General features: G+C 54.6%; 22 protein-coding genes and 2 rRNA genes. 20 read left to right on the forward strand and 4 right to left on the reverse strand.

The features are described from left to right. Positions 1-114, forward strand: a 23S ribosomal RNA gene (locus G461_RS0108220); the annotation flags it as partial. Positions 115-218: 104 nt separating this feature from the next. After that, a 5S ribosomal RNA gene (rrf, locus tag G461_RS0108225) occupies positions 219-334 on the forward strand. Between the two features lie 358 nt (positions 335-692). Here the strand turns inward: rrf and G461_RS23710 are convergent. Further along, positions 693-1,133, reverse strand: a complete 441-nt coding sequence (locus G461_RS23710; protein ID WP_051333450.1) for a GNAT family N-acetyltransferase — start codon at positions 1,131-1,133, stop codon at positions 693-695. A 302-nt stretch (positions 1,134-1,435) separates the two neighbouring features. On the opposite strand from G461_RS23710, the gene G461_RS0108240 reads away from it, so the two are divergent. Beyond that, positions 1,436-2,089: a PilZ domain-containing protein gene (locus G461_RS0108240; RefSeq protein ID WP_026971481.1), complete on the forward strand. Its 654-nt coding sequence runs from the start codon at positions 1,436-1,438 to the stop codon at positions 2,087-2,089. Positions 2,090-2,091: 2 nt separating this feature from the next. Here G461_RS0108240 and G461_RS0108245 read toward each other — a convergent pair whose 3' ends face one another. Beyond that, positions 2,092-2,940: an AEC family transporter gene (locus tag G461_RS0108245; RefSeq protein ID WP_169727241.1), complete on the reverse strand. Its 849-nt coding sequence runs from the start codon at positions 2,938-2,940 to the stop codon at positions 2,092-2,094. A gap of 309 nt (positions 2,941-3,249) precedes the next feature. Here G461_RS0108245 and G461_RS0108250 point away from each other — a divergent pair, with 309 nt between their 5' ends. Continuing rightward, complete coding sequence (locus G461_RS0108250) at positions 3,250-4,635, forward strand: PhoH family protein (protein ID WP_026971483.1); 1,386 nt, start codon at positions 3,250-3,252, stop codon at positions 4,633-4,635. A gap of 20 nt (positions 4,636-4,655) precedes the next feature. Further along, entirely contained in the window at positions 4,656-4,925 is a 270-nt protein-coding gene (locus G461_RS0108255; RefSeq protein ID WP_026971484.1) for a PilZ domain-containing protein, read from the forward strand. On the opposite strand, the gene G461_RS0108260 is transcribed toward G461_RS0108255, so the two are convergent. Further along, positions 4,922-5,893: a hypothetical protein gene (locus G461_RS0108260; RefSeq protein WP_026971485.1), complete on the reverse strand. Its 972-nt coding sequence runs from the start codon at positions 5,891-5,893 to the stop codon at positions 4,922-4,924. The genes G461_RS0108255 and G461_RS0108260 overlap by 4 nt on opposite strands. Then, positions 5,894-7,468, reverse strand: coding sequence for a 2-isopropylmalate synthase (gene leuA, locus G461_RS0108265; RefSeq protein WP_026971486.1), 1,575 nt, complete (start codon positions 7,466-7,468; stop codon positions 5,894-5,896). A 226-nt stretch (positions 7,469-7,694) separates the two neighbouring features. Between leuA and G461_RS0108270 the strand changes: the two genes are divergently transcribed. The 15 genes from G461_RS0108270 (at position 7,695) to G461_RS0108340 (ending at position 23,292) form a co-directional block, all read left to right on the forward strand. Further along, the gene (locus tag G461_RS0108270; protein WP_035479819.1) at positions 7,695-8,183 is read left to right on the forward strand and encodes a phosphatase PAP2 family protein; all 489 of its coding nucleotides are present in this window, start codon (positions 7,695-7,697) and stop codon (positions 8,181-8,183) included. 17 nt (positions 8,184-8,200) lie between these two features. After that, complete coding sequence (locus G461_RS0108275; protein WP_026971488.1) at positions 8,201-9,307, forward strand: MJ1255/VC2487 family glycosyltransferase; 1,107 nt, start codon at positions 8,201-8,203, stop codon at positions 9,305-9,307. 24 nt (positions 9,308-9,331) lie between these two features. Then, positions 9,332-9,478, forward strand: coding sequence for a hypothetical protein (locus G461_RS26220; protein WP_169720182.1), 147 nt, complete (start codon positions 9,332-9,334; stop codon positions 9,476-9,478). Positions 9,479-9,719: 241 nt separating this feature from the next. Then, a complete protein-coding gene (locus G461_RS0108285; RefSeq protein WP_026971489.1) occupies positions 9,720-11,435 on the forward strand; it encodes an acetolactate synthase 3 large subunit in 1,716 nt (571 codons plus the stop codon). Beyond that, complete coding sequence (ilvN, locus tag G461_RS0108290) at positions 11,435-11,929, forward strand: acetolactate synthase small subunit (protein WP_026960015.1); 495 nt, start codon at positions 11,435-11,437, stop codon at positions 11,927-11,929. The genes G461_RS0108285 and ilvN overlap by 1 nt, the downstream gene beginning before the upstream one ends. A 121-nt stretch (positions 11,930-12,050) precedes the next feature. Then, positions 12,051-13,943, forward strand: a complete 1,893-nt coding sequence (locus G461_RS0108295) for an EAL domain-containing protein (RefSeq protein WP_026971490.1) — start codon at positions 12,051-12,053, stop codon at positions 13,941-13,943. Positions 13,944-14,045: 102 nt separating this feature from the next. Next, positions 14,046-14,933, forward strand: a complete 888-nt coding sequence (locus G461_RS23715) for a hypothetical protein (RefSeq protein ID WP_051333452.1) — start codon at positions 14,046-14,048, stop codon at positions 14,931-14,933. Continuing rightward, positions 14,930-15,526, forward strand: coding sequence for a hypothetical protein (locus G461_RS0108305; RefSeq protein WP_026971491.1), 597 nt, complete (start codon positions 14,930-14,932; stop codon positions 15,524-15,526). The genes G461_RS23715 and G461_RS0108305 overlap by 4 nt, the downstream gene beginning before the upstream one ends. Next, a complete protein-coding gene (gspM, locus tag G461_RS0108310) occupies positions 15,523-16,167 on the forward strand; it encodes a type II secretion system protein GspM (protein WP_026971492.1) in 645 nt (214 codons plus the stop codon). Before G461_RS0108305 ends, gspM begins: the two co-directional genes overlap by 4 nt. Continuing rightward, a complete protein-coding gene (locus G461_RS23720; protein ID WP_157360261.1) occupies positions 16,160-16,495 on the forward strand; it encodes a hypothetical protein in 336 nt (111 codons plus the stop codon). The genes gspM and G461_RS23720 overlap by 8 nt, the downstream gene beginning before the upstream one ends. Further along, positions 16,492-18,186: a pilus (MSHA type) biogenesis protein MshL gene (gene mshL, locus G461_RS0108320; protein WP_035479826.1), complete on the forward strand. Its 1,695-nt coding sequence runs from the start codon at positions 16,492-16,494 to the stop codon at positions 18,184-18,186. The genes G461_RS23720 and mshL overlap by 4 nt, the downstream gene beginning before the upstream one ends. Positions 18,187-18,192: 6 nt before the next feature. Continuing rightward, positions 18,193-19,092, forward strand: a complete 900-nt coding sequence (locus tag G461_RS0108325) for an ExeA family protein (RefSeq protein ID WP_026971494.1) — start codon at positions 18,193-18,195, stop codon at positions 19,090-19,092. Next, positions 19,089-20,318: a tetratricopeptide repeat protein gene (locus G461_RS25450; protein ID WP_051333453.1), complete on the forward strand. Its 1,230-nt coding sequence runs from the start codon at positions 19,089-19,091 to the stop codon at positions 20,316-20,318. Before G461_RS0108325 ends, G461_RS25450 begins: the two co-directional genes overlap by 4 nt. A gap of 2 nt (positions 20,319-20,320) precedes the next feature. Continuing rightward, on the forward strand, positions 20,321-22,066 hold the full coding sequence (locus tag G461_RS0108335; protein WP_026960022.1) for a GspE/PulE family protein: 1,746 nt from the start codon (positions 20,321-20,323) through the stop codon (positions 22,064-22,066). Continuing rightward, on the forward strand, positions 22,066-23,292 hold the full coding sequence (locus tag G461_RS0108340; protein WP_026971495.1) for a type II secretion system F family protein: 1,227 nt from the start codon (positions 22,066-22,068) through the stop codon (positions 23,290-23,292). The genes G461_RS0108335 and G461_RS0108340 overlap by 1 nt, the downstream gene beginning before the upstream one ends. Positions 23,293-23,294: the final 2 nt, after the last annotated feature.

Below are 23,294 nucleotides of genomic sequence, written 5' to 3' on the forward strand. Positions count from 1 at the left end.
AGACCTTTAAGGTCTCTGAAGGGCCGTCGAAGACTACGACGTTGATAGGCAGGGTGTGTAAGCGTTGTGAGGCGTTGAGCTAACCTGTACTAATTACCCGTGAGGCTTAACCATACAACACCTAAGGGGTGTTGTTGTTCACCTAAACAAGAAATGCTTGTTTGAACTCTGATTTAAATCTTTATCCTTATCCGAATTGCTAAAGACACCGTTTTTTGCCTGGTGGCAATAGCGTTGTGGAACCACCTGACTCCATGCCGAACTCAGAAGTGAAACGCAACTGCGCCGATGATAGTGTGGGGCTTCCCCATGTGAAAGTAGGTCACTGCCAGGCTCTTATTTAAACAAAAAAGGCCACCCTAACCGGGTGGCCTTTTTTGTTTGTGTAACTGCAGGGCAGTTACCTCCCTCCCCATCAGCCCACAGGGTGGGACATCCAGCTCCGGACTCCGTCCTACGCACTCCAGCGGCACAAACCTGCGGTTTGTTAACAGCGCCGCCTCCACCCCCATGTGAAAGGCTTCGCGGTGAGTCAATGATACCGAGCCAGCAGCTGATTAGCGGTGCCTTATTTCATTCAGCGCACGCGAGACTGACCGGGTTTGGCTCGGGGATCAAAGCGCACCATGAATGGCTTTATGGTGATTAGAGATGCCGCTTCTAGCTTTTAACAAAGCCTTTGCCGCTATCCCTTAACAGCGAAACTTCAGCGCTACCAAATCACGCTTACTACGTCTGTATGTATTAAACCTGGCTAGCACCGAGTCGGGGAGTTCATCTAGGGTCTCAAACCCAAGCTCAATGTACAGCGTTGCGAGCTGTGGGTGACAAAAGCAGTAACAAGGTCGCTCCTCAACACGTTGTAGCACGTGAGATAACAACAGACTCGCGATCCCTTGTTGACGGAATGCTGGCGCTACCACTACCCCACTCAATAGCCAGTATTTGCCATCGATAACTCTAAGCTTAGCGGCGGCGATGATGGCTCTATGATCGTTACGTGCAATGAACAAGCGGTCATCGCGTCTGGGAGTGGCGGACTTATAGAACTGCTTATAGAGAGGCTTTACCAAGGCGAGTTGCTCACGGCTTAGCTCTTCAATGGTAACGCTCGGTGTGGGCTGTCGCGACATCAGTAACCGGAGAGATATATTGGTCTTGTAATTCTATAGCGGGGATTTAACAAAGGAAATGTAGAGCGATCTTTTACGGGAACTGCTCATTAGAGGGGCCAGAGCTAGCTTTGCTGATAATGATGTTATTTTTATCTTCAACAGATACCAGTTGCAATACATCACCTGCTTAGATTAAATAATCAAAAAAACATCTAAGAATGGAAATCGTGTCCTCTCAATATCAGAAACGACAACAGCTTTTAAAAGAGCGTACGGAAACAAAAACTGGGTTAGCGGCTATCGAACATCTACACCATGGTATGGAAGTCACCATTGAGCTAGTCACTGCGATTGGCCAACGGATGAAAACCACCACCGTGTTTATCGGCTCCAACGATCAACTCAATCAACTTTACTTCTCACTTCCTGAGGTGACCAAGAAAGACCTCGAAGAGTTCTTCTTACAGCAAGTCTGGGTGGTTGTTACCGCGACCTGTGGCCAAGGGGAAGGGGTGATGGTGCGCTTCAAGAGTCGCATTAGCCATGTGCTTACTCAGCCTCTAGGTCTGTTTGTTTTGCCAATGCCACAGCAGGCACAGGTCTGCAGTTTACGCGATGAAGTGCGTTATAACTTTGAAGCCTTGGGTTACATAAAAGTGGCGGATCGCCAGGTGGAAGTTAGGGTTCAGGATCTCTCGGCGAACGGCTGTCGTATTAGCTATGGCGGTATTGCACCGGTACTAGCGATAGATGAGAACATCTCGCTGATGGTGAGCCACGCCTTTACCAAAGTTCAGTACAAGCTAAGCGGCCTTATTAAGAACCAACAGCGAGTGCGTGGCCAACAACAATATGGCATTCAACTGGACAGTGAAGGTGCGGCACAAGCGAAACAACTGTTAGCCCAGTTGACCTTTAAAGGCACCAAGCTGAGCTTTATCCGCCGCGCTCAATCAGAAGCGGAGTCCGGCTAGCTCTATAGCCCGAGTACATTCAGAGAGGCCAACACATACAGGCCGATGCTGGTTGTTATCGCACTAGCCAAGGTTGTCATCGCGACTATCTCCCCGGCCATCGCCCCTTGGTCGGTCATTTGATCGGCCATCACATAACTGGCTGCTGCGCTAGGTGAAGCCATCATCATGAACAATATTCCGATGTCTTGTCCTTCAAAGTGCAGCAGCAGGCCGATGATGACGGCGGAGGCCGGCAAAAGCACCAACTTGTAGGCGCTGGCCCAGGCGACAGGGACTAGATTGCTTTGGAAGCTACGCCATTGCAGGCCCGCGCCGATACAGATAAGCGCGAGCGGCAGCGTAATATCACTTAGGTAGCTAAGGGTGGTGTGCATCACCTCTGGGACGGGCAGAGAGAGCATCGACCAGATGCTACCAGCAAAGATGGCTTTCACCAGAGGATTCTTAGCAAGGCTAACAACGAGTCCCCGACCTTGTCCCCCGCCGAGTACCACAATCGCCGAGATGTTATACAGCAGGGTAAGCACGGCAAAGAACACCCCGACTTTTGGCAGCACGCTTTCTCCATAGGCGTTGACTACCATCGCTACACCAATAATCCCGAGGTTTCCACGAAAAGCGCCTTGTACAAATACGCGCAGCCGGCCTTTACGCAGCCAGCGTCTCCCTACAAAGCTCAGCAGTGCGATAGAGCCGAGGGTTAGCGCAATACCAAAACCGATTAGCTGACGGTCAAAACTCTCGCTCAAGTGAGTGGATGCAGTGCTAAGAAACAGCATCGACGGCAAGCAGATGCGAAACACCAGATCATTGCCCGACTTGATAAAGCTTTGATCGAGTCTGCCCAATTGCCGTAGCGCGATACCCAAAGACAGCATAAGAACAATAGGAGCGGTGATCGAAAGTGCGAATAACAGGTTTTGCACGGCGGTAGTAAGCAGGTAAGTGATAGGGGAATAGTACTGTTTTTTTGTGAGCTTACGCAAAGTTTCGCGCTTGTTTGCGAAGGAATAACACCGTGGATGCTCATTGAGTAAAAAAGCAGCGCTTAGCTGTGGCTGTGAGCTGGCACCATTGTAAAGCCCTTGGTGATGAATTAGCCTGAAGTTGAAGGTTTACAAAAATGCTTGCACGGATTCCCGCTTTGGAGGGCCAATATGGAAGAAAAATCTGCCAGTAAACTGTTCATCCTCGACACCAACGTTCTGCTGCACGAACCCCTCGCCATCTACTCATTTCAAGAACACGACGTTGTTATCCCCATGACTGTGTTGGAAGAACTTGATCGGATCAAGGATCGGCAAAAGGATGTCAGCCGAGATGCACGCATCGCCATCAGGGCCCTCGAAGATATTTTTGCCACCGCATCGCCGGAAGAGATCGTCAGCGGGGTTGAGCTGAAAAACGAAGCTGATAATCAAGCGAGCGGTAAGGTCTCAATCTTTCAAGACCACTCTCTCGATAAAAATGTCCAAAGTTTTACCGATGATGAACCTGATAACCGCATCATCAATGCCGCGCTTTTCTTGCAAGACAACAACCAACCCCGCGAGGTGGTGTTAGTCACCAAAGACATCAATATGCGCCTTAAAGCCAAAGGTGCCGGTTTAAACAAGGTTGAAGATTACCGAACCGATCAGTTGATTGACGATATCCGACTGCTAGCTAAAGGTTTTAACGAACTAGAAGGCAGCTTCTGGGGACGAGTCAAAGACTGTGACAGTACCACCTCTGGGCGCGATACCTATCATAGCGTTGACGCCGACATCATCGGGCCAAGCTATGTAAATCAATATGTTATCGATGATACCGAAAGCTTTGCAGCGCGGGTGTCTAAGATTGAGAAAGATAAGGTTGAGTTACTCGATTTAGGCTACGAGCGACTGATGGCCAAGCATGCTTGGGGTGTGCACCCGAAGAACATCTATCAGGGAATGGCCTTTGATGCCTTGCTCGATCCCAACATCGACTTGGTAATCCTAACCGGCCCAGCAGGCTCCGGTAAAACCTTGCTGGCGATGGCCTGTGCACTGGAATTAGTGGTTGAGAAGGGGATCTACGACAAAATCTTGGTAACGCGTAACACCCCAGACATTGCAGAGTCTATTGGCTTCTTGCCCGGCACTGAAGAAGAGAAAATGGCGCCGTGGTTGGCGGCGATCACCGACACCTTAGAGGTGCTGCACAAACACGACGAGTCGATGGCTGGCTCAATGAACTACATTATGGATAAAGCCAACATACAGTTTAAGTCGGTCAACTTTATGCGTGGACGCAGCATCCAGAACGCCTTTGTTTTTCTGGACGAGTGTCAAAATTTGACGGCTTCCCAGCTGAAAACAATCATTACCAGATGTGGTGAGGGAACCAAGCTGGTATGTTGTGGAAACTTGGCCCAGATCGACAGCAACTACCTGACCGCTGTGACCTCCGGGCTGACCTATATCGTTGAGCGATTCAAGGATTTTGAGGGTAGCGCGAACGTCTACCTCAATGGTGTGGTTCGAAGCCGTTTGGCTTCGTTTGCTGAAGAGCGACTATAGAAGGTAAATAGAAGGGCGATATGATTCGAGACATTGATAAGCGCACCTTCCAGCGGATGATGATCGACGCTGAGGTGGAAGTAACGAAGGGCAGCGAGCAGGCCTATGGCCTGTGTCGTGACTTAAGTGCGACGGGAATGGCGATTGCCTTGTCGACGCTCAAACTCGCCGAAGGCGATAAGGTTTCAGTGGCTTTGCGTGGTGAAGGCGTTCCGCCACTGCGCGCCGATGCCACCGTAGTCCGCGTCGATGGCAATGAGTACGCTTTATCTTTTGAATCGGTGAGTTAAGGTTCGCCCTGCCTGATTACCGGCCAGTCCAGCAATACGGTTGTGTACTGGCCGGAACCTATTTTCTGCCTAGAGCCGCTTCCCACTCTACCTATCGGAAGCTGGGCGGGCCCGGTTGGCTCGATGAGCACCATCGGCCTGCCGGACACATCGATGGTTTCATCGCCCGCCTCTGGGCCGATATCTACTGCTAGTAGCGCATGGTCATTGAGATACACCATAGCCACCGCGATCCGTGGGTAAGCTTGGCGGATCACAGCTGCCAGCAGGGTGCTCTTGCTGTCACAATCTCCTTGGTTGTTGCGTATCACCTGAATCGGGGTCTGGTAGCCCTTTCCTCGCTTACCGTCGGCCGATTGCAGCTGGTTGTAGGGAATGGCCTGAACGAAGCTTAACATCAGTGCAATGTGCTGGCGCATCTCCAGTGCGTTTTCTCCTTCCCCCAAGGTGGCATCCGCCAGCGCTTGGAGGTGAGGCGAACTGAGTTCGGCGAGCTGCTGATGAGATGGAGTAATGCCGCTAATACCGCCATGTAGCTGCAGCCATTGATAGTGGTACTGTTGAAAATAGGCTTGGCGAACGCTCGATTGCTGCAGACGCAACTCGGCAAGCAGTGTTTGCTTTTCCTGAGCATCCATTGCAGGCCCGCGCAGGCTGTAGCTTAACGACGCATCACTGAGAGTAAACTGCAGCTGCTGCTCGGGGGCTTGCTGTGCCAGCCAGGCGCGCAGCGCATCCATTAGATACTGCTGCCAATGCTCATGCCGGTAGGCTTGAGAACGAGTGAGCTCTCTTGGGTAGTCTCCCAAGCTAAAGCTCAGGCTTTGTAGGCTGCGCTGTCCATCGCGCCATTGGTAGCTGTACTGCTGCCCCTCACGCTCAAAACGTAGCTGCTCAGAATGGACCGTTGATAGCAGCGAGGCCGCTATCAACAGTAAGCCCGTTTTTAACCGGGAGGTGCTAGCCATTTAGCCCTCGTTTTGCTGTTTTTGTTTGGCGACTTGCTCTGCCCGGTAGATATGGTTGAGCACATGCACAAAGGCTAGTGCCGAGGCCTGCACAATGTCGGTGGCCAGGCCCATGCCGTGGTAGCGGCGCCCTTGATAGTTGGCCACGATATTGGCCTTGCCCAGCGCATCTTTGATGTCGGCTTTCTTCGCCGCATTGCTGCCGCCACCGGCTGCCTCGATGGTGTAATCGTCGATCTTGATGTCGTAGCCGGTTAGTTTGCGCAAGCAGCGGTACGCCGCATCGATAGGGCCGTTACCGGTGCCTGCTTCCAGCATCACCTCTTCGCCCGCGCGCAGTTGTACGGTAGCGGTAGATACTACGTCTGAGCCGCTTTGCGCCGACAGGTACTCGAGGGTGAAATGGTCGGGCTCACTCTGCAGGTTGTTGAAGAACACCAGCGCCTCAAGGTCATAATCAAATACCTGCCCTTTGCGGTCTGCCAGCTTGAGGAACTCGGCGTATAACTCATCGAGGTCGTAATCTTTGTCGTTATATCCCAGCTCTTCCATGCGATGTTTGATCACGTGGCGGCCTGAGCGAGAGGTAAGATTCAGCGTGTTCTTGTTAAGGCCGATGCTCTCGGGGGTCATGATCTCGTAGGTATTTTGGTTTTTCAGCATGCCATCTTGGTGGATCCCCGAGGAGTGGGAGAAGGCATTGCTGCCGACAATTGCTTTGTTGGCTTGGATCGGCATGTTACACAGCTGGCTGACCAGCTGGCTGGTGCGAGAGATCTCTTTGGCGTTGATGTTGGTGCTGAGCTTGTTGAGGTACTGGCTGCGGGTGTTGAGGATCATCGCCACCTCTTCCAGCGAACAGTTGCCAGCACGCTCGCCGATGCCGTTTACGGTACATTCGATCTGGCGCGCCCCTTGCTCAACCGCAGCAATCGAGTTGGCTACCGACAGGCCCAGGTCGTCGTGGCAGTGCACCGAGATCACCGCTTGGTCGATGTTCGGTACTCGCTCAAACAAGGTGCCAATAATCCCACCAAACTCGCTGGGCACCGTATAGCCCACGGTATCGGGGATGTTAATGGTGCTGGCACCTGCTCGAATCGCCGCTTCTACCATACGACAGAGGTTATCGATGGGGGTACGGCCGGCATCTTCGCAGGAAAACTCTACGTCGTCGGTGTAGTTGCGGGCGTGCTTAACCGCGCCGACCGCCATCTCCAGTACGTCGTCGAAGGAGCGGCGTAGCTTGCTCTCCACATGTACTGTGGAGGTGGAGATAAAGGTATGGATACGAAACGCTTCGGCTACTTTAAGCGCCTCTGCGGCCACATCGATATCTTTTTTCAGGGCGCGCGACAGGGCACACACCCGCGAGTTTTTAATCTGCCGCGCAATGGCTTGCACCGACTCGAAGTCGCCCGGGGAAGAGATGGGAAAGCCCACTTCCATGATGTCGACACCGAGGCGCTCCAGCGCCAATGCGATTTGTAGTTTCTCTTTTACGGTTAAGCTGGCAGCCAGCGCCTGCTCACCATCGCGTAGGGTTGTGTCGAATATAAATACACGCTCAGACATATTAGATCCTTGTCCATTTAACCGCGCGGCTAGGTCGCGGGCAGCATTCAATGCTGAAATCGAAGTAGCTCATGCTAACTGTTTAGCGCTATTCAGCTCAAGTTCAGTCGATTGAACTGTTTCGCAGAACGTCTACTTTGTCATCAATTTGTCGCACTACTGTCATCTGCGAGCAACGCCCTTAAGTGAAATTTAGTCTGAAGAACAAAGATAAGGGAACGTGTCTATGTTGCAGTTGCTCACTCGCTGGGACTATGCCATTTCAACACATTGCTTGAGCCACCGCTTTAATCATCAGGTGGCGAAGGTCGCGCGGGTGATTTCGCACTCGGGCGATGGCTACCTGTACGTGGTGCTGGCCGTATTGATTGGCTTTACCGAGCAAGCCCAAGCGTTCCTGTCGTTAGCGCTTCCTGCCTATGCCATTGAGCTGGCCAGCTACGTGCTGCTCAAGCAGGTGTTTCGTCGTAACCGTCCGCAATCGCTGCCGGTGTTTATCCGCCCCAGCGACAAGTTCAGCTTCCCTTCCGGCCACAGTGCAGGCGCCTTTGTGATGGCGAGCTGCATTGCCCATGTCTTCCCGGCATGGAGCGCGTTGGCCTTTACCTGGGCGATCTTGATCGCCTGTTCTCGAGTGCTGCTCGGGGTCCACTTTATTAGCGATGTTGTGGCGGGCGCCAGCCTTGGCCTGATGGTCGTTTACTGTTTGCTTTAATCAAGGAATACCAAGGAATGCGAGTACTCTACGGTGTACAAGGAACCGGGAATGGGCACATCACCCGGGCGCGCCTAATGTGTAAGGCGTTACGTAACGCTGGCATCGATGTGGATGTGATCATGTCCGGACGCGCAGGCGAGCGCCCCGATGTACCGGAGTTTGGCGATTACACACAGTACAAAGGGATCACTTTCTACCACAGCAACGGCAAGATTGATCGCTTGAAAACAGCGCGCGAGTTGTCACTGGGGCAAGCTTGGCTGGATATGGGTAAGCTCAACCTCGACCGTTACGAGATGCTGATCAACGACTTTGAGCCACTCACCGCCTGGGCCGCTAAACGCCACGGCCTGCCAAGTGTCTCGGTGTCGCATCAAGCGGCGTTTACCCAAAACATTCCTACTCGTGAGATGGGGACTTTCAACCGACTATTGGCCCATCACTACGCGCCTTGCCAACACGCCTTGGGGGTACATTGGTATCACTTCCAGCAAGAGATCTTGCCGCCGATCATCGAGCCGATGGACGAGCTGAACAGCGATGGTTCGATTCTGGTTTACCTGCCCTTTGAAGACCTACAAGAAGTGATCTTCTTGCTGCAGCGTTTCAGTCGCTACCAGTTTAAGTGCTTCCACCCGGCCATTAAGAATAAGGAACAGTCGGACAACGTGCTGCTGCACCCGATAGACCGCCGCGGGTTCTTGAAGGCGCTGGCTGACTGCAGTGGGGTGTTTTGTAATGCCGGCTTCGAGCTGCCCTCGGAAGCGATGGCCGCCGGTAAGAAGCTATTGGTCAAGCCACTGCATGGCCAGTTTGAACAGGTGACCAATGCCTACACCTTGCAAAGCTTGGGCTTGGCCTCGGTACTGCAAAGCTTGGAGCCTTTCCCGGTGGACGCGTGGTTGCAGCAAGACCAAGCAGAACCGGTGATCTTCCCGGATGTGTCGGCGTTCTTGGCCAATCGGATTAAAGATGGCACCTGGCAAGACACCGAGTTGCTGAGCCAGCAGCTATGGCAACAGGTCAGCTATCCGTCAGCCACCCAGCTAGTGATTAACGATATTGAGAGCGGTGTTGAGGCAGAATCCACGGCATTGTCTAAAATTAGGCTGACCAGCTAAAACCACCTTGCATGGAGGATGCAAATGCGTTTTTACAATGAAGATGGCGAAGCCATGGATATCGCCGATAACCTGACATTGAAAGAACTCAATGACATGGGAATCAGCGTGTCGCTCAGCGAAGATGACGACCCAGAGCAGCAGATTTGGCTGTCTGACGAAGACGAATAAACGCTAACAACCCAAAATCGACCCATTACTAACCGAGAGCAGCCACTGCTCTCGGTTTTTTATGTTCTAAACTGGCTGTTTTTTAGACATGCTCAGCATAAAGCCCTGAGCAAAGATAAAAGCATAGACGTTTGGGTAGTATAAAAGTTAAGCTGGGCGCAAGGGTCACAACCCTCAGGCCAAGCCCCCCTTGGTCTACAACACAACATGCAATAAATAATAAAGCCTGGAGGCTGAACACATGGAGAAGTTATCCGGCGCCGAAATGGTTGTCCGCAGCTTACAGGACCAGGGAGTAAAACATATCTTTGGTTACCCTGGCGGTTCTGTATTAGATATCTACGACGCGCTGTTCGACAGTAGCGATATTGAACACATCTTGGTCCGTCACGAGCAAGCTGCCGTCCACATGGCGGATGGTTATGCTCGCGCCACTGGTGAAGTCGGTACGGTCTTGGTCACCTCGGGACCGGGCGCCACCAACACCATCACCGGTATTGCCACCGCTTACATGGACTCGATCCCCCTCGTCGTCCTATCTGGCCAGGTCCCTACCTCGTTGATTGGCCAGGACGCGTTTCAGGAGACCGATATGATCGGTGTCTCTCGTCCGGTGGTTAAACACAGTTTCTTGGTCAAGAAGGCAGAAGACATTCCTGAGGCGATTAAGAAGGCCTATCACATTGCCGCGACCGGTCGTCCCGGCCCGGTGGTCATCGACCTGCCTAAAGATGTGCAAAACCCGCTGCTGAAATTTCCCTATGAATACCCGAAATCTGTCAGCATGCGCTCTTACAACCCTCGCCTGACTGGCCACAAAGGTCAGATCAAGCGTGCAGTGAAAGCGCTGGCTGAAGCGAAACGCCCGGTATTGTACATCGGTGGTGGTGCCATCATCGCCGACGCTGGCGAGCAGATCATGCAGCTGGCCAACCGCTTTAACCTGCCTGTGACCTCAACCCTGATGGGCTTGGGCGCGTATCCGTCTACCGATAAAAACTTCCTCGGTATGCTCGGGATGCACGGCACCTATGAAGCCAATATGAGCATGCATAACAGCGACCTAATCTTCGCTGTTGGTGCGCGCTTCGACGATCGGGTAACTAACAACGTTGCCAAGTTCTGTCCGAATGCCACCATCATGCATATCGATATCGACCCTACTTCTATTTCGAAGACGGTGGTGGCTGATATCCCCATCGTGGGCTCGGTGGAACTGGTTCTGAATCAAATGCTTGAGTGCATCGAAGAGATCGGCGCGGTTAACGACGCCGAAGCCATCGATGCCTGGTGGCAGAACATCGCAGAGTGGCGTGGCCGTAACTGTTTGAGCTATCAAACCGGCGAACTGATTAAGCCGCAGCAGGTGATTGAGAGCCTGTACAAAGCGACTGATGGCGATGCCTATGTGGCATCCGATGTTGGCCAGCACCAAATGTTCGCCGCGCTTTACTACCCCTTCGACAAGCCGCGTCGCTGGATTAACTCTGGTGGCCTCGGCACCATGGGCTTTGGCTTCCCGGCAGCGATGGGCGTGAAACTGGCTCACCCTGATGCAACGGTCGTCTGCGTTACCGGCGATGGCTCGATTCAGATGAATATTCAAGAGCTGTCCACCTGCTTGCAGTACGGCATTCCGGTGGTGATTGTGTCGCTGAACAACCGTTCCTTGGGCATGGTGAAACAGTGGCAGAAGATGTTCTATGGTGGCCGACAGTCGCACTCCTACATGGAGTCGGTGCCCGACTTTGTGAAGCTGGCAGAGGCCTATGGCCATGTTGGCATCAAGGTGGATCACCCGAGCGAGCTTGAAGAAGCGATGCAGCGGGCCATCAGCATCAAAGACAGAGTGGTGTTTATGGACATCATGGTGGATCCGGAAGAGCATGTGTACCCCATGCAGATTAAGACCGAATCGATGAAGGACATGTGGTTAAGCAAAACGGAGAGAACCTAATGAGGCGCATTATTTCAGTACTGTTAGAGAACGAAGCTGGCGCCTTGTCTCGGGTTACCGGCCTGTTTTCCCAACGCGGGTTTAACATCGAGTCGCTGACGGTAGCGACCACCGAGGATCCAACGTTGTCGCGTATGACCATCACCAGCTTTGGCGATGAGCGAATCACCGAGCAAATCACCAAGCAACTGAATAAGTTGGTGGACGTGCTCAAGGTGCAAGAGCTGACTGAGGCAGATTTCGTGGAGCGCGAGATCATGCTGGTTAAGGTCCGCGCCAGTGGCAGCGCCCGTGAGGAAGTAATCCGCACCTGCGATATCTTCCGTGGCCAGATCGTCGATGTCACCCCAAGCCTTTACGTGATGCAGCTCAGCGGCGACAGCGCCAAACTGGATGCCTGCATTAGCACCCTGTCACAATCCACCGAGATCGTGGAAGTGGTACGCAGTGGTGTGTGTGGCATGGGACGGGGTGAGCGCGCACTTCGCCAGTAGCGCAATTCATCATTAGATTGTGGTAAACTAAGCTAAAGGCCGGAGATTCCGGCCTTTTTCATTTATAGCGCTTTTGCTATCGTGGAATTAATAACCAATCGTTACGACACAGGGAGCCCGCTTGACCTTCTCGAGACAGATCGTTTTGTTTACGGTTGCCTGTGTATTGGTTGCCTTGCTACTGACCATCAGTGGCGGGGTCATCACCTTTCGTCAGCTGGCGATTAACCAGCAAAAGCACCAGTTCGAATCCGTTGTCAGCCTGATCGATAACCAACTGGGGGTGCAGCCGGAAACCCCGGAGTTCGCCCAGTGGCTGCCAAGCTGGCTACGTGCCCACAATATTCAGGTACTGGATGTCTCCAACCGTGGCGGCAGTATCTATACCTTTCGCGAGCTTAAGTTCACCGGAAACACCGAACAGCTGACCCACTACCAGTACCCTCTGTTGCAGCATCCGGAGTTCATGGTGCAGGTGTGGGTGGAAAGCCCTCTGAAGCGGCTCAGCTACGAGCCAAGCGCCATTATTGCAATGCTGGGCGGCTTGGTGGTGATCATTGGTGGCTTGCTGGGGGTGTTCTATTGGTCCAAGCGCTTGTTGCGCGGAGCCGAACTGCTGGAGGCGCGCGGTAATCGGATTCTGCTCGGGCGCTTGGAACACGGTCGCTCCAAAGAGTGGCCCGGCGCTGCTAGCAAAGCGCTGGATCAGATGATTGGCGATCTTAAAGAGGCCCGACAGGAGCGCAGCCGCTTTGACCGGATGATCCGCCAAAACGCCTTTATCGATGAGTTGACCAAACTGAGTAATCGCACCCACTTCCTCAATCAGTTGGAAGCGGAGATTGGCGATGCTGATGCTCATACCGGTGCGGTACTGGTTGTGTATCTAAAGGGCATGGACGACATCAACTACCAATATGCCCGCAGTGAAGGCGATGCCTTGCTTAAACAGTGCGCCGAGCTGCTGCAAAAAGCCACCGAGCGCAACAGCGAGATCAGCCTGTCGCGTTACAGCGGTGATGAATTTGCCCTGCTGCTGCCGCTGTCGACCCAAAACGACGCCGAGGATTTGGCCCACGTTATCTTACGTAACTTCGAGCGGATCACCTTGCCACCGCTGTGTGAGGCGGAGGACTTCTTCTACATCGGCATCGCAGGCTATCAATACGGCGATAACGCCCAGCTAGTGGTTGAGCAGGCCGAGGATGCGGTGCGGGTCGCCCAGATGCAGGGTAGCAACGGCTGGTATGTAGAAGAGCGGGAGCTTAACTCCGAGCTTACCGGCAAAGGCTCGGTGCGCTGGCGTACCACCTTGCAATATGCGCTGGAGCATCAACAGCTGCACTATCAGGCGCAGCCAGTGTTCGATCAAGATGGCCGGATCCACCACCGCGAGCTGTTGATCCGCATCCGCAATATGCAGGGGGCAGAGATCAACGCCGGGGTGTTTATGCCTTGGGCCAAACGCAGCGGCCTGGTTGAGGCCTTCGATATGGAGACGCTCAAGTTTGCTCTTAGCGCGGTGGCCAAGCACAAGCAGATACTGGCAATCAACCTAGGGGTTGAGCTGGTGCTGCAAACCCCGGTGATGAAGATGCTGGTTCAGTGGTTGTTTTCCGCGCCGGCCAAGCAGGTGGCGCGATTAGTGATCGAGTTCCGCGAGAATGAGTTGGCTGCGTTAGATGACGCACAAATGCTGCGGCTCAAGGCGCTCAATCGCAAAGGTTTACAGCTGGCGGTGGATAAAGCTGGCCAGCAGGTGCTGAGCACCCAGTACCTGAGTGAGCTATCGCTGGTCTACCTCAAGCTTCACCCCAGCTTGGTCCGCGATATCCACCTGCGCCATGTCAACCGACTGGCAGTCGGCTCGCTGATGGCCAGTTGCGCCGAGCGTACCGAAGTCATCGCTACCGGGGTTGAGCGCAACGAGGAGTGGCGGGTGCTGCAGCGCTTAGGTATCAAATCTGCGCAGGGGCATTGGTTCGGCCGTCCGGAAGCCTTTACCGAGGCGTGAGCTTGTTCTAGGAATACAATGATAATATCTAGCATTTCAGTGATTTATTGCCCACAACCCGTTATAACTAAAGGTAATTGCGCATGGAGTTAGCGAACTAGAATGAAATTACCTTTCGGGAAGAGGAAAACCGGTACAACTCGTGCGAGTGTCTATATCCGCCCTCAGCTGGTACAGATCATTACCAGTCATAAACCTGATCGCCTGTTTGAGCAAGCCGTTAACTCGCAAGATGAGTGGGCTAGCGCCATCGAAGCGTTGGCCAAAGAGGTGCGTTTGGAGCGGCAATCAGAGATAGTCGTTATCCTCAGTAGCCAGCTCTATCAGCAGCTACAGGTAGAAAAGCCGAGTGTGCCTGATGAGGAGCTGGCCAGCGCCGTGCCTTGGGCGATTAAGGACATGGTGGCTGAATCGGTGACTGACTTGGTGGTGGACTACTACGATGCGCCTACTCCGCCGATGGGTGGTGCCAAGCTGAACGTGGTCTGTGTGCGTCGACCATTGATTCAGCGTTTGGTGGATTGCTTCCAGCATAACGGTTGGGCACTAACCGGCATTACCACTGAATCGCTAGCAGTGGCCAGCGTCGAGGCCCCCTCTGAGCATTGCCAGATGCTGGTGTGGCAAGTGACCGGCTCTGAGCTTGAGCTGCTAGTGCTGAAAGACGGCCAGATATTTTTCAGCCGTCACCTGCGGGCCTTCTCTCGCATTGCACAGCTGCAGGAGATTGAGTTCAGCCAAGACTACTTCGACAGCTTAAGCCTTGAGCTGCAGCGTTCCATCGATTTTATTACCGCATCGCTTAAACAGCCGGATGTCAGCCAGATCCACTTATCGCTGTCCACCCGCTTTGGCGATCACATTGTGGAGCTGCTACAAGCCAACCTTAGTGCCAAGGTGTCGCTACTAGAGCACGCCCATATCAGCGAACCCGAGCAGTTCGATCATCTGCCGCTACTGGGCGCCTTGCAAAGCGAGGTGCTGCCGTGAAGCTAAGAGTCAATCTCTATACACCGGAGTTTCATCCTCAGCCGGAGCGCCTGTCGCTCAAGCAGGTACTCGCGATTTGGTTGCTATTGCTGGTGGCGATGAGTGGCTGGGGCTATCTGGAAATGCAGGAAGGTCGTCAGCTGGCGGCCCAACGCGATGTCCAGCAGCAGCGGGTCGACTCTTCCCAGCAAAGCATCAATCAGCTCAATCAGGCGGTAAACAGCCGTACCTTAGACCCGCGCCTGCAACAGCTGGTGGAAGCTGGCCAAGAAGAGCTGCGGATCAAGCGCCTGCTCAGCCAGCGGCTGCAGGGGAATAACTACGCCAGTGGTGGCTTCTCCGAGGTGTTTCAAGCCTTGGCGACCATCTCCCAGCAACAGCTTTGGCTCAGCCAAATCACTATCAACGATGGCCGCATGTCTTTACTGGGCTTTACCCAAGACAGCGAGCTGGTACCACGGTGGGTGAATCAGTTTGCTGACTATCCTGCACTGTCTCAGCAAGGTTTTGCCGCGATGCAGCTGTATCGCGAAGAGCCTTATCTGCGCTTTGAGTTGCACGGTACCTTGCCAACACCGCAGGGGGCGCAATGATCGAACAGCTACAAGAGCGCTACTCCAGCCTCAGCATTCGAGAGAAGGTGCTGATTGCCATCGTCGGCTTGGTGCTGATTGCCTTGCCGATGTACACCTTCTGGATTGAAGTGGTGCAAAAGGACAACCAAGCGATTGAGCGGCAACTGGCTCAACTGCAGCAGCAGTACCAAACTAATGAGCAGGCGATGAGTGCCCTGCAACTGCGTTTGCGCGAAGACCCAAACCAGAAGCTCTCAGAGCAATTGATGGCTTTACAGAGCGATATCAAGCTTATCGATGAGCAGTTGGCTGAGAAGCAATCAGGTCTGATCCCCGTCTCCAAGATGGCCGCAGTGCTGGAGCAGCTGTTAAAACAAAGCCCCGGGGTGAGTCTGCTCAGTATGCAGTCCTTGGCTCCGACGCCGCTGCTTAATGAGCTGGAGGCTAAACCGGGCGAGCCGAATTTTTATCGGCATGGGATACGCATTGAGCTGGAAAGCGACTACTTCTCCTTGCTGCGCTACCTGCGCAAGGTAGAAGACTTACAGCAGGGTTTTTTATGGATGCTGATCGACTACCAAGTAGAGCAGCACCCACAGGCGAAGGTGATGATTGAGATTTACACCTTAAGCACAGCGAGGAACTTCATTGGTGCGTAATTGCTGGTTATTTATCAGCTTGCTGATAACAGGGATGGTGAACGCCAACCCGCTAAGCGATCCCACTCGGCCACCGGGGGCCAGAGCGGTGGCGGCTGCGAGCTCTGAGCAGCAAAGTCTGCCTAGTTTGCAGGCGGTGTTCGTCGGCGAGCAAGCTGGGGCGATCCTCAATCAGCAGTACCTCGCACTGGGCGAGACGCGCAATGGTTATCGACTCCAGCGGGTGGAAGCAGACGCCGTGGTGGTGCTGTTCAACAGCCAACAATACAGACTTCGATTGGATAGGGTGTCAGTTATCGAGACGGCGCCAAAGGGTAATGAGCAATGATAAGAAATTGGATGCTGCTAGTGATCTGCTGCACGGTGATGGCGGGATGTCAGTCGACCCCCCGGCCCGATCCGGTGTCGGCGAAGCAGGCGTTGGACGAAGCGCAGCAACAATCGACCGCCTCGATTGCACCGCCTCCGTTAAGCGCTGAGATTCAGGCGGAGCTGATGCCTGAGCTGGCGGTCGGCCAGGCTGACCTGCTGCAGGTGGAGCGACGCTTCGATGTGAATGCCCGTAATGTGGAGGCGAAAAGCTTTTTCACCGCGCTGGTCAAAGGCTCCAGCCTCAATATCGCGGTTCACCCCGGGGTAGAAGGGCGTATCACCCTCAAGCTTAAAGAAGTCACCCTGGAAGAAGCGCTTGACGTGGTGCGCGACATCTATGGCTATGATGTACAGCGCCGCGGCCGCATCTTGCATGTGTATCCTGCGGGCATGCGCATTGAGACCATTCCACTTAACTATCTGATGCTGGAGCGCTTCGGCTTTACCCGCACCCGGGTCAACTCCGGCGGTATTACTGAGAACTCAAGTAGCAATAACTTTAACAACAGCAGCAATAACAGCGGCAACTTCAATAACTCGTCGTCGAATTCGTCGTCTTCTTCGAGCTCGTCCAGCAGTAGCAGCGACAACTTTAATGGCTCACAGATCGAGTCGTCCACCGAGACCCGCTACTGGACCGAGTTAGAGGAAACCCTGCGTGGGATGATTGGCGTGAATATGAGCCGCGATAGCAGCGGTACTGCCCAAACGCCTGAAGGACGCATGGTGGTGGTCAGCCCACAGGCTGGCTTGGTCACAGTGCGTGCCTTCCCCGATGAGATCCGGATTATCCGCGACTTCCTACAACGCTCCGAGCGGCAGCTGCAGCGTCAGGTGATCCTCGAAGCCAAGATTATTGAAGTTGTGCTCAGTGATGACTATCAACAGGGGGTCTCGTGGCGGGCGGGCGATTTGTTCAATACCACCACGGTAATCGGTGGGGTAGATGGCGCAATCCCGGGCAACGCCATCTCCAATATTCTGGGCACCGGCGGTGCGCTGTCCATCTCCAACAGTAACTTCGAAGCAGTGGTGAATCTGCTGGAAACCCAAGGTGATGTAAATGTGCTGTCGAGTCCGCGAATTACTGCCTCGAACAACCAAAAAGCGGTGATCAAGGTCGGTACCGACGAGTACTTTGTGACCGATGTGTCCACTACCACGGTATCTGGCACTAGTACCACCACTACGCCAAGTGTGCAGCTAACCCCGTTCTTCTCTGGGATTGCGCTGGACGTGACGCCGCAAATCGATGCCTCAGACTCGGTGCTATTGCATGTTCACCCTTCGGTTACCGATGTCTCTGAGCAGCGCAAAACCATCAGCTTCGGCAGCGCTGGCGATGATATCGACCTGCCTCTAGCGCAAAGTGATATCCGCGAGTCCGATACCATTATCCGCGCCGACTCCGGCGATGTGGTGGTGATTGGCGGTCTGATGCGTAATCGCCAACAAGAACTGGTATCGCGGGTGCCATTTGTGGGCTCCTTGCCAGTGGTGGGTGAGCTGTTTACCAGCAAAACCATCACCAGCGAGAAGACCGAGCTGATTATCTTGCTCAAGCCCACCGTGGTGAAACAAGACACTTGGCAGCAAGAGCTGGAGCGCTCGCGCGACCTGTTAAACACTTGGTATCCGGAGCCGTAAGTGGCGATGTATCTCGACTATTTTGGCCTGCAGCATCCGCCCTTTGGCCTAACGCCGAACACGGGCTTCTATCAGAGCTTGCAGCCGCATCAGGAAGCTAACGATGTGCTGCAGGTTGCCCTGTCGGAAGGTGAAGGCTTTATCAAGGTTAGCGGCGAAGTGGGCACCGGAAAAACCCTTCTCTGCCGCAAGTTGCTGGTGGATCTGGAACAGAGCTATCGCTTCGCCTACCTGCCTAATCCGACCCTTTCACCCTTGCAGCTTTATCACGCGATTGCCATGGAGCTGGGTCTGGAGTTGGCCGCCGAAGACAACCCCCATACCTTGCTCGACCAATTGCATCGGCGCCTGATTGCGCTAGTCAGTGAAGGCCGCCCGGTGGTATTGCTAATTGATGAGGCCCAAGCCTTAAGCGATGAGAGCCTCGAGGCAATTCGCCTGCTGGGCAATCTGGAGACCGAGCAACGTAAGCTTATCCAAATCGTATTATTCGGTCAGCCGGAGCTTGACCAGCGGCTGGCCAAAGAGCAGCTGCGCCAACTGCGCCAGCGGATCACCTTTTCCTACAGTCTGCGCCCGCTTAATCGCGATGAGGTGGCCAGTTATCTGCAGCATCGCCTGCATGTGGCGGGGTATCGTGGCGGGGCGATCTTTACCGCCCGATCCTTGGCGGTGCTGACCAAAGCCAGCCGTGGGATCCCGCGCTTGATCAATGTGTTGGCGCATAAGGCATTGATGCTTTGCTTTGGCGAAGGGCAGAAGGTTATCTCGGTAAAAATGATTAAGCAGGCGATCTCCGATACCGAAGACGCCACGCTGCCGCCGCGCAGCGTACTGCTCCCGCTCAGCCTGCTTTGCGGCGCAGCCGCTGTGGCATCGGCGCTGGCCATGGGAGTGCTGCGATGAGCGTGATCAATAAAATGCTCAACGATTTAGAGCAGCGCCAGCAAAGCGATAATCAAGCCATGTCGCCGCTAGTGCAACCCGCCAAGCGGCCGCCATGGATAATGGGCTTGGTGGTGTTGGTTATGCTGATATCGCTGGTGGCAGCCGGTTGGCTGCTATGGCCAGTGCTCAAGCAGGTGGATATGCCCTACAGCGCAGTGGACGTGACTGAGCCAACGCCCGCTACCAATCAAGCACAAGCCCCTAGAGATGACGCTCCTAAAACTGAGGAGCTTGCACAAGCCAGCGAGCCAGTTGAACGCCAAATAGAGCCCGAAACTACAACCCAGCTTGCTGAAACAGAGGCTACGCCAGCGGATGGAGCCGCGCTGCCTGAACCCACCGCTGAAGTGGAAACCACAGCCGTTCTAGAAGCGGAGCCGCTATCCGAGCCCTCGCCAGTACCGCAACCTGAGACGCAAGTAGACCAAACGATTGTCGAGCAGCAAGTTGAGCCGGTCATCGAGAGCGTCCCTGAGGTCGAGGCCGAGCCTGAAACTGCACCAAGCGCTGAGCTTGCCGAATCCGCCCAAGAACCCGCGGAAGCAAAGACTACTGCGCTTGAAGCCGACTCTGGCGAGTCGCATATGGAAGTGATTCCGCTGGAGCTGAGCCGTGAGCAACGGGTCGAGCTTCACCTTAAGCGGGCCTTTAAGGCGATGGAAAAAAACGATACCGAGCAAGCTTGCGAGGAGTTCTCCACGGTGCTGCGCCTCGACTCGTCCCAGCACAGTGCCCGTGAGCAGCTGGCAGCGCTGGAGTATGGCCGCCGCCGTGAAGCGCAAGCGATTGGCCTGTTAGAGCAGGGTCTGGAGCAAGACGCCCAACATGTGCCCTTCCGTTTGTTGCTGGCGCGTATTTTTATTCAGCAGCAAAACACCCAACAGGCCTGGTTCTATCTCAACGGCCATGAGCCGATGGTGCCCGGCAATGTCGACTTCTTTGCCACTAAAGCGGCGCTGGCCCAGCAGTTGGGCTACCAGCAAGATGCGCTGAGCAGCTATCGCCAGCTGGTGCAGTATGAGCCGGATCGTGCGCGCTGGTGGTTTGGGTATGCGCTGGCCAACGACCATCTCGGCCAGTATCTCGAAGCCCACCGTGCCTATCAGCAAGCCAGCTTGCTGGGGCAACTGTCGGAGAACTCGCGACAGTTTGTAGAACAACGAATTCGACAGTTGGAGCAATAGCCATGGTGCAACCCAAACTTCGCATGCGCCTGGGGGACCTGCTGGTTAGCGAGGGCGTGATATCGGAAGAGCAGCTGATGAGCGCGCTCTCCCGCCAGAAACAGACCGGCCGTAAGCTCGGCGCCACCTTGATTGATACCGGGGTGATCACCGAGGTGCAACTACTGGAGTTTTTGGCGCGCCAGCTAAACATCGCCTTTGTCGACCTCAATCAGCTAAATATTGACGCCAATGTCGCCACCAAGCTAAACGAGGTGCATGCTCGCCGCCTGCGCGCCTTGGTGATTCACCAAGATGGCGACGTGTATACCGTGGCGGTCTCCGACCCGGCCGACCTGACTGGCCTGGATACCCTGTCAGGGCTGCTGTCGCCGTTTGAGATCAAATACGTGGTGGCGCGTGAGTCGCAGTTGGTGGAAGCCTTCGACCGCTACTACCGCCGTACCCGCGAGATTGAGGGCTTCGCCCAAGAGCTAGAAGAAGAGTACGGCGGGGAAGACGATTTTAGTATCGGCCTGGCCGCCGGCGACGATCAAAGCAGCGAAACCACGGTGGTTAAACTGCTGCAATCGCTGTTTGAAGATGCGGTGCAGGTCGGTGCGTCGGATATCCATATCGAACCCGACGAAAAGGTACTACGCATCCGCCAGCGGGTAGATGGAGTGTTGCAAGAGAGCGTGCTTAACGAAGTCTCGATTGCCGCGGCCATGGTGCTGCGTCTAAAGCTTATGTCGGGGCTGGATATCTCAGAAAAACGGCTGCCCCAAGACGGCCGCTTTAACATGAAGGTACGCGGCCACTCGGTGGATGTGCGTCTCTCCACCATGCCAATCCAAAACGGCGAGTCGGTGGTGATGCGTCTGCTCGACCAAAGCGCTGGTGTGTTGGCGCTAGAGCAAACCGGGATGCCCAGCGATATTATGGAGCGCTTCCGCCGCCAGCTTAAACGCCCCCATGGCATGATTGTAGTAACCGGCCCCACCGGTAGCGGTAAAACCACCACCTTGTACGGCTCGCTCACCGAGCTTAACCAGCCGGGTAATAAGATCATTACCGTGGAAGACCCGGTGGAGTACCGCCTCCCGCGGATCAATCAGGTGCAAGTGAACAGCAAGATCGGCCTGGATTTCTCCACGGTGCTGCGTACCACCTTGCGTCAAGACCCAGACATCCTGCTGGTGGGGGAGATGCGTGACCAAGAAACCGTTGAGATCGGCCTGCGTGGCGCCTTAACCGGTCACTTGGTGCTAACCACCTTGCACACCAACGATGCCATCACCAGTGCCCTGCGTCTGATTGATATGGGTGCCGCCGGCTACTTGGTTGCCAGCTCGCTACGTGCGGTGCTGGCCCAGCGTCTGGTGCGCAAAGTCTGCGACAACTGTAAAACCCCACGTGCCCTGCAAGCCGATGAAAAGGTATGGCTGGAGCACTTGAGCGAGCAAAACCTGTCTCAGGAGAGTTTTGTTCATGGCAAGGGCTGTCAGAGCTGTAACTTCACTGGTTATCGCGGCCGAATCGGCGTGTTCGAGCTTCTGGAGCTGGATGAGCCCATGATGGAGGCGCTGCGCAAAGGCGACCCCGATGCCTTCTCTAAGGCCTCCCACGGCTCACCCGGTTACCGACCGCTGGCGATGGCCGCCTTGGATTACGCCAAGCAAGGGGTTACCTCGGTTAGTGAGGTACTGCGATTGGTGGAAGAGGTCGATATCTACAGCAAACTGAACGACGCCGGGGTTGAGCACTAATGCCGGTGTTCGCCTACCAAAGTCGCGACCGCAGCGGTAAAGCGGTCAATGGCACACTGGATGCGGCCAACTCCGCGGCAGTGGCCGATAACCTGCTGCGCCGAGGCCTCACTCCTATCAAGATCGAAGAGTCCAAAGGTGGTGGCGCGGGTTTTGATTTTAGCCGTTTGGCCAGCCTGCTCGAGCGGCAGATTAAGTTAGAAGAGCTGGTAGTGTTTACCCGCCAGATGTATTCGCTCACCAAGGCCGGTATCCCGATTATGCGGGCGATTAATGGCCTGGCGGATACTGCCCACAGTAAGCAGCTTAAGCATGCGCTGGCCGGCGTCGCTGAAGGGCTTGGCAGTGGCCGGGCGCTGTCTACCGCCATGGCAGAGTACCCCAAGGTGTTCTCCCAGTTGTATGTGAGCATTGTGCACGTGGGCGAGAACACCGGTCGCCTCGAAGAAGCCTTCTTGCAGCTGGCGCAATATCTGGAGCTGGAGATGGATACCCGCAAGCGAATCAAGACCGCGATGCGCTATCCGACCTTTGTGATTATCGCCATCACCATTGCCATGGTGGTGCTGAATATTATGGTGATCCCGAAGTTCGCGGAGATCTTCGGCCGCTTTAATGTCGAGCTACCGCTGATGACACGGATCTTGATCGGCACCTCCAACTTCTTCGTGAACTACTGGCCGCTATTGCTGATTGGCGTGGTGTTGGCGATAGCGGGTTTTCGTTGGTATGTCGGCACTGAAGACGGCGGTTATCGCTGGGATCGCTTTAGGGTCAAGATGCCGATTGTCGGCTCGGTGGTCGAGCGTTCATTGCTGTCGCGTTTTTCTCGCAGTTTCTCGATGATGCTAAGCGCTGGCGTGGCGCTCAACCAAGCCTTGAGTCTGGTTGCCTCAGCGGTGGACAATGCCTATATGGCCAGTCGGATCCGCGAGATGCGCGCCGGGATTGAGCGGGGCGAGAGCCTGCTGCGCACCGCCAATACCAGTGAGTTATTTACCCCCTTGGTGCTGCAGATGATCAGCGTAGGGGAGGAGACCGGTCAGGTGGACGAGCTGCTCAACGAGGCGGCGGAGTTCTATGAGCGCGAGGTGGATTACGACCTAAAAACCCTCACAGCGCGGATTGAGCCGATCTTGATTGGCTTTGTCGCCTTGATGGTACTGGTACTGGCTTTGGGCATCTTTACCCCAATGTGGGACATGATGAACGCGGTGCGAGGCTAGCG

Origin of the sequence: Aliagarivorans marinus DSM 23064, from assembly GCF_000429485.1 — a bacterium.
GTDB lineage: Bacteria > Pseudomonadota > Gammaproteobacteria > Enterobacterales > Celerinatantimonadaceae > Aliagarivorans > Aliagarivorans marinus.